This window comes from Gaetbulibacter aestuarii, assembly GCF_039537665.1.
GTDB classification, from domain to species: domain Bacteria; phylum Bacteroidota; class Bacteroidia; order Flavobacteriales; family Flavobacteriaceae; genus Gaetbulibacter_A; species Gaetbulibacter_A aestuarii.
This window is the reverse complement of sequence record NZ_BAABAY010000001.1, coordinates 1,390,420-1,406,528: the sequence shown is the minus strand read 5'-3', so window position 1 is coordinate 1,406,528 and position 16,109 is coordinate 1,390,420. Positions and strand designations below refer to the sequence as shown.

Annotated in this window: 13 protein-coding genes; 5 read left to right on the top strand and 8 right to left on the bottom strand. The window is 37.2% G+C overall.

Annotated features, from left to right (window positions below):
- Positions 1 to 34 precede the first annotated feature (34 nt).
- Positions 35 to 871: a UbiA prenyltransferase family protein gene (locus ABD682_RS06240; RefSeq protein ID WP_344740186.1), complete on the bottom strand. Its 837-nt coding sequence runs from the start codon at positions 869 to 871 to the stop codon at positions 35 to 37.
- A 121-nt stretch (positions 872 to 992) separates the two neighbouring features.
- Here ABD682_RS06240 and gcvP point away from each other — a divergent pair, with 121 nt between their 5' ends.
- Positions 993 to 3,842 (top strand): aminomethyl-transferring glycine dehydrogenase, encoded by a 2,850-nt coding sequence (gene gcvP, locus ABD682_RS06235; protein WP_344740183.1) that lies wholly within the window; start codon positions 993 to 995, stop codon positions 3,840 to 3,842.
- Between the two features lie 103 nt (positions 3,843 to 3,945).
- Positions 3,946 to 5,016, top strand: a complete 1,071-nt coding sequence (locus ABD682_RS06230) for a 3-oxoacyl-ACP synthase III family protein (RefSeq protein ID WP_344740181.1) — start codon at positions 3,946 to 3,948, stop codon at positions 5,014 to 5,016.
- Between the two features lie 8 nt (positions 5,017 to 5,024).
- Here ABD682_RS06230 and ABD682_RS06225 read toward each other — a convergent pair whose 3' ends face one another.
- The 3 genes from ABD682_RS06225 to ABD682_RS06215 form a co-directional block, all read right to left on the bottom strand.
- On the bottom strand, positions 5,025 to 6,227 hold the full coding sequence (locus ABD682_RS06225; protein WP_344740179.1) for a T9SS type B sorting domain-containing protein: 1,203 nt from the start codon (positions 6,225 to 6,227) through the stop codon (positions 5,025 to 5,027).
- Between the two features lie 190 nt (positions 6,228 to 6,417).
- Positions 6,418 to 7,866, bottom strand: coding sequence for a lipopolysaccharide biosynthesis protein (locus ABD682_RS06220; RefSeq protein ID WP_344740177.1), 1,449 nt, complete (start codon positions 7,864 to 7,866; stop codon positions 6,418 to 6,420).
- On the bottom strand, positions 7,866 to 8,738 hold the full coding sequence (locus ABD682_RS06215) for a glycosyltransferase family 2 protein (protein ID WP_344740175.1): 873 nt from the start codon (positions 8,736 to 8,738) through the stop codon (positions 7,866 to 7,868). The genes ABD682_RS06220 and ABD682_RS06215 overlap by 1 nt, the downstream gene beginning before the upstream one ends.
- A gap of 55 nt (positions 8,739 to 8,793) precedes the next feature.
- Here ABD682_RS06215 and ABD682_RS06210 point away from each other — a divergent pair, with 55 nt between their 5' ends.
- Positions 8,794 to 9,657, top strand: coding sequence for a glycosyltransferase family 2 protein (locus tag ABD682_RS06210; RefSeq protein ID WP_344740173.1), 864 nt, complete (start codon positions 8,794 to 8,796; stop codon positions 9,655 to 9,657).
- 3 nt (positions 9,658 to 9,660) lie between these two features.
- On the opposite strand, the gene pafA is transcribed toward ABD682_RS06210, so the two are convergent.
- The gene (pafA, locus tag ABD682_RS06205) at positions 9,661 to 11,334 is read right to left on the bottom strand and encodes an alkaline phosphatase PafA (RefSeq protein ID WP_344740171.1); all 1,674 of its coding nucleotides are present in this window, start codon (positions 11,332 to 11,334) and stop codon (positions 9,661 to 9,663) included.
- Positions 11,335 to 11,441: 107 nt separating this feature from the next.
- On the opposite strand from pafA, the gene ABD682_RS06200 reads away from it, so the two are divergent.
- The gene (locus ABD682_RS06200) at positions 11,442 to 12,179 is read left to right on the top strand and encodes an MlaE family ABC transporter permease (protein ID WP_344740169.1); all 738 of its coding nucleotides are present in this window, start codon (positions 11,442 to 11,444) and stop codon (positions 12,177 to 12,179) included.
- Positions 12,179 to 12,946, top strand: coding sequence for an ABC transporter ATP-binding protein (locus ABD682_RS06195; protein WP_344740166.1), 768 nt, complete (start codon positions 12,179 to 12,181; stop codon positions 12,944 to 12,946). Before ABD682_RS06200 ends, ABD682_RS06195 begins: the two co-directional genes overlap by 1 nt.
- Here ABD682_RS06195 and ABD682_RS06190 read toward each other — a convergent pair.
- From ABD682_RS06190 to ABD682_RS06180, 3 genes are read right to left on the bottom strand one after another with little or no spacing between them, the layout of a single operon-like run.
- Positions 12,943 to 14,421 carry a DUF389 domain-containing protein gene (locus ABD682_RS06190; RefSeq protein ID WP_344740164.1) on the bottom strand — a complete coding sequence of 493 codons (1,479 nt, stop codon included), beginning with the start codon at positions 14,419 to 14,421 and terminating at the stop codon, positions 12,943 to 12,945. The two genes, ABD682_RS06195 and ABD682_RS06190, sit on opposite strands and share 4 nt — an antisense overlap.
- Positions 14,422 to 14,423: 2 nt before the next feature.
- Positions 14,424 to 15,503, bottom strand: coding sequence for a mannose-1-phosphate guanylyltransferase (locus tag ABD682_RS06185; protein WP_344740162.1), 1,080 nt, complete (start codon positions 15,501 to 15,503; stop codon positions 14,424 to 14,426).
- 1 nt (position 15,504) lies between these two features.
- Positions 15,505 to 16,104 (bottom strand): SprT-like domain-containing protein, encoded by a 600-nt coding sequence (locus ABD682_RS06180; RefSeq protein ID WP_344740160.1) that lies wholly within the window; start codon positions 16,102 to 16,104, stop codon positions 15,505 to 15,507.
- Positions 16,105 to 16,109: the final 5 nt, after the last annotated feature.

Genomic DNA, 16,109 nt, shown 5'->3' with positions numbered 1-16,109 from the left:
AAAAAGATCTTGATTCCTTAATTAAAAAAGGCGCTTAATAATATTCCAAAAGCCTTAACAGTAACCAAAATACAGGCACACCTTCTACCCAGAAAGCACTGTGATACTTCCCTTGCTCTTTATTCGAAGTAATTAATAACAAAAACAATATAAGTATTATAACGAGCAAGACACCGCGTGTAAAATCGGAACTTGTTTTTATAAAGTAGTTCAAGAATAAAGTCACGAATAGCAGAACTGTACCTATTATTTTTGTGAGCTTCACACCAATTTGTTGCGGGACCGTTGACAATCTTAAACTATCATACCTAAGGTCCCTGATCTCAAAAGGCAACATTAATACCAAAACAATCAAAAAGCGTTGTAAAGCAATAATTATCACCGACTGATCTACATGAATTTGATGTTCAATTACGGGAAGAAATACCGTAACACCCATCCAAACCAGTGCAATCAAATAAATTTTTAACCCAACAACACTACGCAGATTTTTTTCCTGATCTATAAAGAATCGTTTTGGTAAAAAAGGTATCGCATACAAGAAAGTTACTAATCCAAATCCGCCAATGTAATACAGAGTTCTTAAGCTCAATTGCAGACCAAAATAACCCATCAAAATAAAACAGAAAAAGGAAAATATCTGGATCATTTTGAGCTTATTGGTTAAACTACGATGATGAAATTTTGCAATACCAAAGTACTTCACAAAATTATAGCCAGTGATCGAGGCAAAAAACACAAAAAACAAGAGGTTTAAATCCAAAGGAATCTGCAAGTCTAAAAGCGTGATCCACGAGAGGCTGACCGCCGATAAAGCCACGTGAATACTACTATCAATGTAAAAATTAAAAACTTGTTTAAACACCTTCATTTTATAAAAATACACAATCTGTTAATAACGATTGCAATTGGTTAAAAACTTTCCTTTTTATCCATTAATTCACGTTAATTATTACTTACTTTTGCAAAATTATATAACATATTGCAACTTAATGAATACAAAAGCTTTTGCACTACGCCATATTGGCCCTAGAGAAGAAGATCGGAAATTAATGTTGGAAACCATAGGAGTGGACTCGTTAGATCAGCTCATTAACGAGACGGTACCTGCGGATATTCGTTTAAAAAAGCCTCTCGATCTTGATGAACCCATGACCGAATACGAGTATTTGTTACATATTCATGAGTTATCTAAAAAGAATAAAGTATACAAAACCTATATTGGTTTGGGCTACCACCCTACTATTACTCCCGCGGTAATTCAGCGCAATGTTTTGGAAAGTCCGGGTTGGTACACCGCTTACACACCTTATCAGGCTGAAATAGCCCAAGGACGTTTAGAAGCCTTGTTGAATTTCCAAACGATGGTTATGGAACTTACGGGTATGGAAATTGCCAATGCCTCGCTTCTAGATGAAAGTACCTCGGCGGCTGAGGCCATGGCCTTATTATTTGCCGTTCGGGACCGCCAGCAGAAAAAGGATGACATCGTAAAATTCTTTGTGTCAGACAGAACCTTACCACAAACCTTAGCTGTTCTAGAAACACGCGCTGTCCCCATTGGTATTGAATTGGTCATAGGCAAGGAAGAAGACTTTGATTTTTCTTCAGACTATTTTGGAGCATTATTGCAATATCCCGGAAAAGCCGGTGAGATCACAGATATTAAAACGTTTATTGAAAATGCAAATGCTGCGAATATAAAAGTAGCTGTTGCCGCTGATATTTTGAGTTTAACGAAGCTCGAGGCTCCCGGAAAGTTTGGTGCTGATGTTGTTGTTGGTACGACCCAGCGGTTTGGAATACCTATGGGCTTTGGTGGTCCACATGCCGCTTATTTCGCAACCAAAGAAGCTTATAAACGTTTTATTCCAGGCCGAATTATTGGTATCACCAAAGATACTGATGGTAATCGTGCCTTACGTATGGCACTTCAAACTAGAGAGCAGCATATTAAACGGGATAAAGCCACTTCTAACATTTGTACGGCTCAGGTGTTATTAGCTGTAATGGCAAGTATGTATGCCGTTTATCATGGCCCTGAAGGTCTGAAATCAATTGCTCAACGCGTTCATGATAAAACCGTGGCACTGGCTGAAGTTTTAGGAAAATTAGGATACAAACAAATCAATAAAACCTTTTTCGATACACTTCAAATTAAAACGAAGGCAAAACGCATGAAGCGAATTGCTACCAAAAAGAAAGTAAATCTTTGTTACCAGGACCGAAAAACGGTTACCGTATCGCTTAATGAAACCACGTCATTACGAGATCTTAATTACCTCATCTCGGTTTTTGCCGAAGCTGCAGAAAAAGAAACTATTGTTTTAGATAATGTGCCACATGTTAACATTATTCCTGAATCATTACAGCGCAAAACAGGGTTTTTAACTGAGGAAGTTTTTAATACCTATCATTCGGAAACAGAATTAATGCGCTACATCAAAATGCTTGAGCGCAAGGATCTGGCCTTAAATCATTCCATGATCCCATTGGGTTCATGTACGATGAAGTTGAATGCCGCTTCGGAAATGTTACCATTAAGTATTTTTAAATGGGCCAACATTCATCCGTTTGTAGCAAAAAAGCAAGCCAAAGGCTATTTCAAAGTTCTGAAAGATCTGGAAAATCAACTGACTAAGATTACCGGTTTTGCCGGAACATCATTACAACCTAATTCCGGAGCTCAGGGAGAATTCGCAGGATTAATGGTGATCCGTGCCTATCACGAATCTAGAGGAGAATCTCATAGAAATATTTGCTTAATTCCTTCTTCCGCACACGGGACCAATCCTGCAAGTGCAGTTATGGCAGGTATGAAAGTGGTGGTCACTAAAGCATCAGAAGATGGCAACATCGATGTTGATGATGTGCGTGAAAAAGCAGAATTGTATAAAGACAATCTAGCCGCACTAATGGTTACCTATCCATCAACTCACGGTGTTTATGAGTCAAGAATACGAGAAATTACTCAAATAATTCACGATAATGGTGGCCAGGTCTATATGGACGGTGCCAATATGAATGCTCAGGTTGGATTAACTAATCCGGGGAATATCGGTGCAGATGTTTGTCACCTCAACCTTCATAAAACCTTCGCTATTCCTCATGGTGGTGGCGGACCGGGAGTTGGGCCTATTTGCGTAGCCAAACAATTAGTTCCGTTTTTACCGAGTAATCCAATAAGAAGAACCGGTGGAGATCACCCTATATCCTCTATTTCGGGAGCACCTTTTGGATCGGCTTTAGCCTGTTTAATTTCTTATGGATACATAAAAATGTTAGGTTCAGAAGGATTAACAGAAGCTACAAAAGTGGCTATCTTAAATGCGAATTATATCAAAAAACGCTTAGAAGGCAGTTACAACACTTTATATTCCGGAGAGCAAGGTCGTGCTGCTCATGAAATGATTATTGACTGCAGACCATTCAAAGCATATGGTATTGAAGTTACTGATATTGCAAAACGTTTAATGGATTATGGATTCCATGCGCCAACCGTATCGTTTCCGGTGAATGGTACCATGATGATTGAACCTACGGAAAGTGAAAGTAAAGCCGAAATGGATCGTTTTTGTGATGCCATGATATCCATTAAAAAGGAAATTGAGTCTATTTCCGACGAAGGAGATAATAATGTTTTGAAAAATGCACCGCATACTTTGGAAATGATCACGGCTAATGATTGGCATTTGCCTTATTCCAGAGAATATGCTGCTTATCCCCTGGAATTCGTTAGACATAATAAATTTTGGCCAAGTGTAAGACGTGTTGATGATGCTTATGGAGACAGGAATTTAGTATGCTCCTGTGCCCCTATTGAAGCGTATCAAGAGGCTTAGAAGGTACTTTTGAACATCGTAAATTTTGAGGTTCACATTCGCGTTATTTTTTATAAAGGTCTTAAATTGCCTTGGACTAAATTAAATACAGAGAAATTAATTTATGAAAATAAAAATAACCGGAACGGGGAGCTATATTCCTTCTTATGTTGAAAAAAATGCCGCGTTCCACAACCATACGTTTTTAAACAGTGATGGTTCTGCTATAAATGCTTCAAATGAAACCATAGTTCGTAAATTTAAAGCCATAACGGGTATAGACGAACGTCGTTATGCCAAAGATCACCTAAACAACTCGGATCTGGCATCTTTTGCCGCAGAGCGCGCTATTGAAAAAGCTGGTATTAGTCGGGAAGAACTCGATTATATTATTGTGGCTCACAACTATGGTGATGTTCGTTTTGGTAGCCATCAAAGTGATACGGTTCCAAGTATTGCCTCTCGTGTCAAGCATTTGCTGCGTATAAAAAATCCACGTTGCGTAGCTTACGACATTCTATTTGGTTGTCCGGGTTGGGTGGAAGGTGTTATTCAGGCTCAGGCATATATCAAAGCGGGTATGGCCAAAAACTGTTTAGTGATTGGTGCTGAAACACTTTCGCGAGTTATTGACCCATATGACCGTGATTCCATGATTTATAGTGATGGTGCCGGCGCTGCTGTACTTCAAAATATTGAAGATACTACAGACACATCTGCGGGAATCTTAGCTCATGATTCTGTAACCTATTCTCTGGATGAAGCCCATTTTATTTTCTTCGGAGAAACCAATAATCAAGAGATCAATGATAACCGACGCTACATTAAAATGTACGGCCGAAAAATTTACGAATTTGCCATCACTAATGTGCCTTTAGCAATGAAATCGTGCCTGGATAAAAGTGGTGTTGATATTAAAGACCTAAAAAAGGTTCTGATACATCAGGCTAATGAAAAAATGGATGAAGCCATCGTGAAGCGTTTTTATAACCTTTATGGTTTGGAGATGCCGGAAAATGTGATGCCCATGAGTATTGGTAAACTTGGCAATTCCAGTGTTGCAACAGTACCAACCCTTTACGATCTCATTTTAAATGGTGAACTAGAGAATCAATCTATTCAAAAAGGCGATATTATTATGTTCGCAAGTGTAGGCGCAGGAATGAATATTAATGCGATTGTGTATCAAAATTAAATTCTTGACTACCTTATAAGTGCAAAATGCGACTTAAATTCGTATGGCTTAGAATCGTAAAAATAATTAACCAAAAACCAATAATCATCAGCGGGCATTTTTGCTCCTCTGTAGGTTCCATCCCACTTATTATTTTCAGGATTTAAGGTTTTTATTAATTTACCATATCGGTCAAAGATATTGAGTTTAAAATCACAATTAATATCAAGTATTTCAAGACTCCAGAAATCATTTTGACCATCACCGTTGGGAGTAAAGTATTGTTTTGATTTAAAACATTGGTTAACTTCTCTGGAAATACATTCGAGCTTTACATCAGGTAGATTAACCAAACAATTACTATTAATTTGTTTTACCTCAATATTCGAATAAATCCCACTTGGCAAACCATTCAAATATATAATTCCATTAGCATCGGAAATCAGTGTTTCTGAATGAGAAACATAGTCGCTGTAGCTAAGTTCATAGGTAGTATTTTCCAGCAAACCGGATACCATAAATGCGCCATCAAAAGCATCACAGGAAGTTGGATTTCGGAAACTTATTTGTGCCGTAAGTGGAGGCGCTGAAAGATCTATTTGTCCTAAATTTTCACTGCATCCCGTTTGGGGATCTGAAATCTCTATTTCTGAATAACTTCCTGCTTGTAAGCCTGATAATACTAATGTTCCGTTTGCATCAGAAACCTGGGTAACGAACTGATTCGAACCATCATTATATGTTATTGAATAAGACCTGTTGACCGATAGACCGGATATTGTTATACTTCCGTCAGGCGCATTACACGTGGTTGGATTGGAAAATGCAGAATTCGCATTCAATGAAAAAGAAGACAATTCTATTTGTCCAATATTTTTCGAACATTTTGTATTTACATCGGTTACCACGATATCTGAGTAAGTACCTGAAGACTGACTAGTTAAAATCAATCTCCCATCAGGGTCTGAGTTTTGATTAATCGTCTTTAAAGAACCATTATTGTAACTAACCTGATAAGTTTTATTAGCTTCCAGCCCTGAGAATGTAATATTCCCATCCATCGCATCGCAATTAGGGTTTGAAAATGATTCGATTGCATATGTTAGTTCTCCAAAATTAAGAATCCAGACAGCGCCTTTATTGGTTCCATTTTCACTATCGCGATAGGCTCCTACGCCGATTTTTAAGTTATTGCTGTTAGTATTTAGTAAACATACTGAACCACCAAACAAATCCCCATTTGATAATTGACCCGAAAAACAATTTTCATTATATGAATAAAAAACAAATAAAAAAGAAGTAACGAGGCAATTTAAAGGAGTCTGGTTCGTATTGGTGCTTTTATGACTTCAAAATATAACTTTTTTCGATAAGCTCATAATATTAAAGTTGTATTTGTTGATTTCTCCGATAAATTAATTTTTATTTCATTTTCAACCAAATGTTTAGATCTTTTATGAGTTGAAATTTGTGAGTTAGTACAACAACAACAATGGCATTCAAGCCTACCTTCACAAGGAGGTTTAGAATATTATTTGAAAATTCGGGCAGGGAATAAAATACCATAAAGGATAGCACAACCAACAATACTAATTTCAAATAGTTTTTGTCGAAAGGTAATATTCCGAATTTCCTGTAAATAAAAACCAATTTAAAACAGTTAAAACTTACCATAGCAATTATAGAGGCGTAAGCAACACCAATAATACCAAGATTGGTTTGGGTAAGGAAATATAGATTTAGTAGAATGTTGGTTAAGGCCAGGATCAAAACGGAAACCACGTTAAACCGATAATATTTTGAATAGGAGATAATTTCAGAATTAAATCCCGTGGCCATATTAAAAAGTACGTTAGCGCCAAGAAGAACGATAATGGGAATAGTATCGACCAATTTATCATAGGTTGGTAAAAGTTGAAAAAGCGAATCAATACCCAATAAGACTGAAGTGTATAAAACCGCACCTACAAAAAACAACAACCTCGCAATTTCCTTGTATTTTACACCTAGTTCGCTAATATTTTTGCTTTTGATATAGTCCGAGATTTTTGGAGCATAGACTAAAAAGATCCCTGTAGCGGGAATTGCCAGGGAAGACGCCAGGGCCACCCCAATATTAAACGTTCCGTTGGCCTCAAAAGACAAGAACTCAGGTATCATAAAGGCATCAATCCTAAAAGCCAGTAAAGAGCCAAAACTCCCTAAAAAAGAAAACAAACTATAACTATAATATTCCTTTCGGGAAATCTGAGAAAACAACGATCTAAAATTAAATCCCTTTATGGCCTTATAGTGCTTGAGCATATACAACACTAAAAGCAAAAGCAATAAAAAATACGATCCTACAAAGGTCCACAAGGCATTTATCACATTTAAATATCCAAAAATCAAAAGCCCGAAAATGGAAGGCAGCATAATTTTAGGAATGATCTTTTCGTAAAGCGTTGGTATTTCTAACTTTTCAATATTAGTAGCCTGCCTTTTAAACAATTCAACAAAAGCTAATACAAATCCCAGCGGAAATGCGTAAAACAAGTATTTGTAATTCTCCCAGGTAACGACGTAGTTTCCTAATAAAAGCACTAGAAAAAGAACAAAACTGATAGCAAGAATTGTAATTATGCCATATTTAAAAAGATAGCTTTTATTTTCTTCATTTAAGTTAGGATAAAAATGGATCAAAGCCTGTGCTCCACCGAAAACCATCAAAGGAAATAATATTTGTGCAATGCTATCTACATAACGCACGAGTCCTAAAAATTCTTTGTCTAAAGGATAAATGAATAATGAAGAAATGATTCCGATGGCCACACCAAAATAATTGATTAGCGTGTACCAAAATGCCTGTTGACGCGGTCTGATTTCTTTCATTACTTGTAACTTGATCGTTTTTTATACAACGTAATTATGCGGAGTTTTAATCCGGCAAAATAAAACAACAAGGTAAAGAAAAGTCTGAGAATTTGGGAACTTCCATAGAATTTTGAAAAATACTTAGGCAATCCGAAAACCGATCGAAAGGCTTTTAAATATCCCATTATAAGGGAATGATTAACGTTTAGTACCGTGGAAAGCATCATGAACTTCGATTGGATCACGTCTTTTTTAAAATGGCGTTGTATAACTCTATCATGAACCATTTTAGTTCGTTTTACAACACCGATTTTAAATTGATGATATCCAACGCGATCAACGTAATTTCTGTCCTCACCATAATGACTGAACAAAGGTTCAAACAAACCAACCTGCTTAATAACCCGTTTCGGGATGAGCCAGGCGGCCGCATTTACAAAAGGTACTTCAATTAAATTTTCGGAAATAGTTTTTGTTTTGCGCTGGTAATAACGTTCAAAATTTGCGTCTAAGGTCGTATTATCTGCAGAGAAATGTAACGGACTAAGAATTCCAAATTCCGGATTATTCGCCGCAGTGTCAACCAAAGCTTTCATGGTTTCAGGAAAAATCCAGGTATCCTGGTTCAGAAGAAAAACATAATCAGCCCCGCGCTGTATGGCCCTTCTGATCCCTAAATTATTTGCTTTACCAAACCCCAGGTTTTCCTCTGATTCAATAAGTTCTACCTCAGTAAATTTCTGAACGAGAGATACCGTAGTATCGGTAGACTTATTGTCGATAACAATCGTTGAAACGGGATAGATCGATTGCCGCAGGGATTGTAAGTTCTTTTCTATCCAATGTTCTCCGTTGTAGGAAACAATAATTATAAATACCTTTTTTTCCAAATTTACTCAGTTACCGAACAAAAATAGTCATATTTGTACTTATTATTGGCCTTATATGAACTTTTACATTGTTATTCCAGCGCATAATGAAGCCGATGTTATCGGAAGCACTTTAGAATCATTGACCAGACAAACCCTTTTACCAAAGCGTTTGGTTGTGGTGAATGACAACTCTAACGATACTACGGGCGAGGTGGTTCAATTATTTACGAATAAACATTCGTGGATTTCGGTAATACATTCTAAATCATCGAACGAACATTTACCAGGCTCAAAAATTATCAATGCGTTCTACAAAGGTCTGAAGACCCTGGACGAAAGCTATGATGTGGTTTGTAAATTTGACGCCGACCTTATTTTTCCGGAAAACTATCTGGAGCAATTGGCCCTTCACTTTAAAAAAAATAAACGGCTGGGTATGGCTGCAGGATTTTGTTATATTGAAAAAAACGGACAATGGATTCTTGAAAATTTAACCCGAAAGGATCATATACGTGGTGGACTAAAAGCCTATAGAAAACAGTGTTTTAAGGATATCGGAAAACTGAAACGTTCGATGGGCTGGGATACGGTAGATGAATTATTGGCCAAGTATCACCATTGGGACTTATTAACGGATGATACCCTTCATGTAAAACACTTAAAACCCACAGGACAAAGCTATAGTAAAGCATCAAAATATTTACAAGGCGAGGCCATGTATAAAATGCGTTATGGCCTTGTAATAACCTTTATTTCCGGTTTAAAACTGGCCTATCGAAAAGGCCAAATGGGCTTGCTAAATGATTATATCGCAGGCTATTTTAAGGCCAAAAAAGAACAAGCAGATTATTTAGTTTCAGAAGCCGAAGGGAAGTTTATCCGCAAACTCCGTTGGAAAGGCATGTTGGGGAAACTGAATTTTTTAAGCAGATCTTAAAACCTATTTTAAAACAAACGTGAGCGGATTTCCAATGGCTGCATTTGGAAAACTAATATTTAAAAGGGCCGACATAGTTGGCGCAATATCAGTTATCGCGGTACGCTCAAAAGTTGCTCCATGCTTTATTCCTTTTCCAAAAAATAGTAACGGTACATGGGTATCGTAATTATAAGTGGAGTGATGATCTGTTCCTGTTCTATTCCATTTATTATCCTTAAATACTTCGGGATCATACACATATAGCATATCGCCGGAGCGTTTTTGATTATGTCCGTTTGCCAACATCGTTTCTATGTATCCTGATGGTCCTTCAAACTGGTTGATATCGGAAGTACTATAAACCTTATCGATCAATCGATACTGCAACAAGGTATCAGCAACTTTTGATTTTATTTCAGAGAGGTTCAATTTATTTGAATCAATTTTATCATGGTCGAAAAAGATCTGATCATTGCTCACACTCCAAACTAATTGTGGCACCTTATAGCTTTTTTCCAGGTAACTATTAAGATCCTTCTTCATTTGCTTTTCATCAAATAATCCTGCAGGAATCTTTTTGGATAATAAGTATCTTGGCACATTCGGAGCGCCATGATCGGCTGTTAGAAAAACGGTGTACTCCCCTTTTCCAACCTGCTCATCCAAAGTTTTCAATAAGCGTGCTAATTCAAGATCCAAACGAATATAGGTATCTTCAACTTCCTTGGAATTCGGTCCAAAATCATGACCTACTTTATCCGTACTGGTGTAGCTTACGGTAAGTACATCGGTGATATCATCCTGTCCTAAAGCTTCATTTTTAAGTGCAGCGATAGCGAAATCAGTAATCATCGTGTTACCAAACGGACTTTCAGCCAGTAACTTATAATTTTCATTTTCAGATTTCAATGCATTCAAATCATATGGAAAAGTAGCCTGTTTTCTTCCATTATAAATACGTTCAAATGTATTTAGATCACTGCCACTTTCTGTGTAGGTTTCAATAGGATACAGTGTATTCCATACCTGCCAATACGAGTCAACTTTCCGCGAAGCGTTAAAATCTTTTACCCATTGCGGTAAGTCTTTCATGTAATAAGTACTGGATATCCAGTTTCCTGTGCCGTTGTGTTCATAATCGAACCAATAAGCGGCATTTGCAGCATGCCCTGCAGGCAAAATGGCGCTTCGATGTTTTATGGAAATTCCTATAGTTTTCCCGCGCATCTGGGTAAACAACCGGTTTTCATCTCCAAATGTTGTTGTTAACATTAAATGCGGCGACATTTTTCCGTCTTTACTCTCCGTTCCTAATGGTAAAACACTATCATCCTCAACACAATAAATGCTTTTTCCGGTTTTTTTGTTGAACCAATCATTTCCTATGATGCCGTGATATTTAGGCGTGGTTCCGGTGAATATTGAAGCATGTCCAGGTCCTGTTTTAGTAGGGGCATAATTGAAATGATTATTCTTACAATTATAACCTTCATGGATCATACGCTTGAAACCTTCATCCCCAAACTTATTATAAAAGCGGGTAAGGTAATCGTATCGCATTTGGTCGACCACAATACCAACCACAAGTTTGGGTCTTTCTGAATATTCTATTGTGGATTTCGTTTGGGATATTTGTGCTTTACAAGACAAACTTAGTATAAACACCAAGAGTAAAGCATAACTTGTTTTAGCCATTATTCATTCTTTTAGGGGCTCAAAAATAGATATTTTAAAAGAGGATTATGTAAAAATAAGGTTAAATACGCGTAACTTTTTTTACTTTAGCAATTCATAAAATTTATATGACTTACCTACGCAACATAGGAACGTACTTTTTAATGATTGCTGAAATGTTTCGAAAGCCCACCAAATGGTCGGTAATGAAACTACTTATCTTTAAGGATATCGACGATCTGATTAATAATTCTATTGGAATTGTCGCTTTCATTTCATTTTTCGTTGGTGGCGTTGTTACGATACAAACCTCACTAAATATTGACAATCCATTAATCCCAAAATATCTTGTTGGATTTGCAACGCGGCAATCGATTATTCTAGAATTTGCACCTACATTCATGTCTATTATTATGGCTGGTAAGGTAGGTTCATTTATAACCTCCAGTATAGGTACCATGCGTGTTACAGAACAAATTGACGCCTTGGAGGTTATGGGAATTAATTCTCTTAATTATCTGGTTTTCCCGAAATTTATTGCCCTGTTAACGTATCCCTTTATCATTACCATCGCGATGGTTTTAGGAATTCTCGGAGGTATGGCAGCCAGTGTTTATGGGGGCTTTAGTACGTTGCAGGATTATATTACCGGAATTCAATACGACTTTATTCCTTTCCAAATAGGATACGCTTATATAAAAACGATAGTATTTGCTTTCATTTTAGCTACGGTACCTTCCTACCACGGCTATTACATGACCGGTGGTGCGCTTGAAGTTGGTAAGGCCAGTACAACATCCTTTGTTTGGACGAGCGTCCTTATTATTGTACTTAATTATGTTTTAACTCAAATGCTGTTGACCTAATGATAGAAGTTAAGAATTTACATAAATCCTTTGGCGACAGCCATATTTTAAAAGGTATTTCTACGACGTTCGAGGAAGGAAAGACCAACATGATCATTGGGCAAAGTGGATCCGGAAAAACGGTATTTCTAAAATGCCTTTTGGGATTATTTGAATTTGAAGAAGGAACCATTTCTTATGACGGTGAAGTTTTTGCGGGACTCACAGAAGATGAAAAACGGAATTTACGTGCCAAAATGGGGATGGTTTTTCAGGGAAGCGCCTTATTCGATTCCATGAATATCGTTCAAAACGTGATGTTTCCGTTACAGATGTTTACCAAAATGAGTAAGAGTGAAATGGAAGATCGGGCCAACTTTGTATTAAATCGTGTGAACTTAAAAGATGCTCATTATAAAATGCCTAGTGAGGCTTCCGGCGGAATGCAGAAACGGGTTGCTATAGCCCGTGCTATCGTGAACAATCCGAAATATTTGTTTTGTGACGAACCTAATTCAGGGCTCGATCCAAAAACGGCCATTGTTATCGACAATTTGATCCAGGAGATTACCATTGAATATAACATGACCACAGTGATAAACTCTCACGATATGAACTCCGTTATGGAAATTGGTGAAAAGATCGTTTTCCTAAAGAATGGTATCAAAGAATGGGAAGGTTCTAACAGGAATATTTTTAAAACCGAGAACGAATCTATTACGGACTTTGTTTATTCTTCCAATCTTTTCAAACGCGTACGTAAAATGTACCTTGAAGAAATTAATTAATTCAGACGTTTCACAACAAGGGTATCCAGATCGTACTTCTCCTTTAACCAACGTTCCAGTCTTTTCTTGTCTTTTTCCCTCGAGGCATCATTTGATAATGAATCAATCCATTTTACAGAAAATTCAGGAATGGTATCCATTTTTTTGAAATTAGAACGGATCACATTCGCGTAGCTAAACTCATCGATGGTCTCATAATTAATTTTAAGTTCGTCTAGAAATTCCTTTAAGGGAATCGTATTTTTTTCATACCTCGATAATTGACGCACCTTATTTTCTAAAAATGAAATTTTTTGAGTCTGTGACAGCAAATCAAGAGAATCTCGCGTTCGCAACTCCGACATATATCTAAAATTATCAAAGCTGCTTGACTGATTTTGATTTATTACAAGCTTTGTATTCGCCAAAGCACCGTATTTCGACATGCGGTCTTGTAAAGCGGCGATCGTCTTTTCAGGAATAACATCTAACCCAAAGGTATTGAGTTCAATAGTAGATTCGCCATTATTGGAATATTTATAGGTTACATTCTTTTTTAAATAATCCACATGTGGTAGATCGGGCATTGTACCTAATTCATTAATGACATAACTTTTCGCGTCGCGGCTAAAATTACTCTCCTTTACCACATTAATAAAGGTCCATACGGCCGGGATCATCACCACAATAGCCAATAAAGAAGCTATTCGCGCGGTGCGTTTTCGCTTCGCGGAATTCACATATTTCAGCATTGGGAAGCCCAAAACCTTTACCACAATAAAGGTGGCCAGCGCAATAAAAATAGTATTGATGATGAATAAATACATGGCTCCGCCAAAATACATCCAGTTGCCTATAGCCAGACCATATCCTGCAGTACACAACGGAGGCATTAAGGCTGTGGCAATAGCTACCCCAAAAATTACGGAGGCTATTGTACCACGTTTGGTTCGGGCAATAATCAAGGCCATACCACCAAAAAAAGCAATCAAAACATCACGAATATCAGGTTTCACGCGACCCAATAATTCCGAGGTATCTTCACTTAGTGGAAAAATATAAAAGAATAAAAAAGCAGTGATTAAACTTAAAACGATCATGATCGCGAGGTTTATCAACGAGCGTTTTAAAGTATCAATATCATTAATGGCAATGGATAGACCACAACCTAAAATAGGACCCATAAGTGGGGAAATTAACATGGCACCGATAACCACTGCGGTAGAATTGGCATTCAAACCGATGGAGGCTACAAAAATAGAACAGATCAAGATCCACGCTGTAGCCCCTTTAAAGGATATATCCCCTTTGATGGCTTTCACGGTTTCATCGCGATCTGTATCGCCACGAAAATCCAACAATTCCTTGAGAAATCGTTTTACACTTTTAACTAAACCCTGAGCATCTTTTTTAACGGCTTCTTTTGATTTTTCTACAGCCTGCTCGTGCTTTGCTTCCTCTTCCTCAGAGAAATTGAACTTATTTTCTTCTGCCATTTTTAACCATATTGCTCACCAAACTTGTCTTTAACAGCCTGGAGTACTTTTTTGATGTCCTGTTCTTTTGATTTAGGAAAGATAAGCAAAACTTCCTCTTTATCAACAATGATATAATCGTTCAGACCATCAATAACTACAATTTTATCTTTTTTGGTCCGCAACATGTTACCTGAGGCATCTTCTACTAATGTTCTGGCATTTACTACGGCATTATTATTCTCGTCTTTTTTCAATTTATCGTAGAGACTTCCCCAGGTTCCGAGGTCGTTCCAATCAAATTCAGCAGCGATCACATAAACATTAGACGATTTTTCCATGATCGCATAATCAACAGAAATATTCTCCGCTTTCGGGTAGTTCTCTTTAATAAAATCGGTTTCTGCATCGGTGTTATAGGTTGAAATCCCGGATTCAAACAATTTGAACAAATTTGGTTGGTTACCTTTAAATGCTTCAACCACACTTTTAACGCTCCACATAAAAATACCGGCATTCCATAAAAAATTACCTTGTTCTATAAAGGCTTTTGCAGTGTCATAATCCGGTTTTTCTCTAAACTGATCTACCGGTTTAATGGTTTTTTCAGCTTTTTTATCAAATTCAATATAGCCATACCCCGTGTTAGGGAAAGTTGGCTGGATCCCAAGCGTCATTAAAGCATCATTTGAAGCGCAGAATTCAAAAGCCTGTTCAACATTTTTTGAAAAGGTCGCTTCATCTTCGATCCAGTGATCACTTGGCGCCACGATCATAAGCGCATCCGGATTTTCCTTTTGAATTTTAAGAGAAGCATACAAAATACAAGGTGCTGTATTCCGCATAGCGGGTTCCAGAACGACCTGCTTCTGAGTAACTTCGGGTAATTGTTCTAATACCAGATCGTTATAGCGTTCGTTGGTTAAAATATAGATGTTTTCCTTTGGAATAAAATGTGCTAAACGATGAAATGTCTTTTGAATCAAGGTATCACCGGTTCCCAACATATCGTGAAATTGTTTTGGAAATTCTTGTGTGCTTACCGGCCAAAATCGCGATCCTACGCCTCCAGCCATTAAAATGGCATAATAATTCTTGTTCATGTTAGTTGTTTAATAATTCTACTTCAGCATTCGGATTAAATAAATAAATACGTCCTGATTTAATCTCTATGCACTCATAACGCTTGACACGTTTCTTTCCCATTTTGAATATTTTCCCGTTGTAAATTCGGAAATGACGCCCTAAGGGAATTTCAAAAATATACGTTTTATTGTTGGGTTCATCAAATTTTTTTAATGCCAGAGCCAAAGCTGTATCGGTATCACTGGTAGCTTTTGGGTTTTTAAAATGTTTTGCCAAAAGTGGCAATAGTTCATCCGGAAAAATCTCAGGATTCAAAAAAGGCAACATAATCCGTTGAAAGGTATGTTTCCATTCTTTACCATGAGGTTTTATAAAACGACCATAATTCTGATAAGCCTCAAAATGCGCAATTTCATGAAGCAGAGTGATCAGGAAACGGTAATGATTTAAATTTGAATTGATCGTAATTTGATGCCTGCCATTGGGTAAGGCTAAATAATCTCCATGACGCGTTTTGCGCTCCTTTTTTATTTTAACCACCAAATGATCGTGTTCTAAGAGCTTCCTTACGCGAGGTAAGGCCAGTTCGGGAATATAATCAGTGAGATGCTCTGTCATGGCGC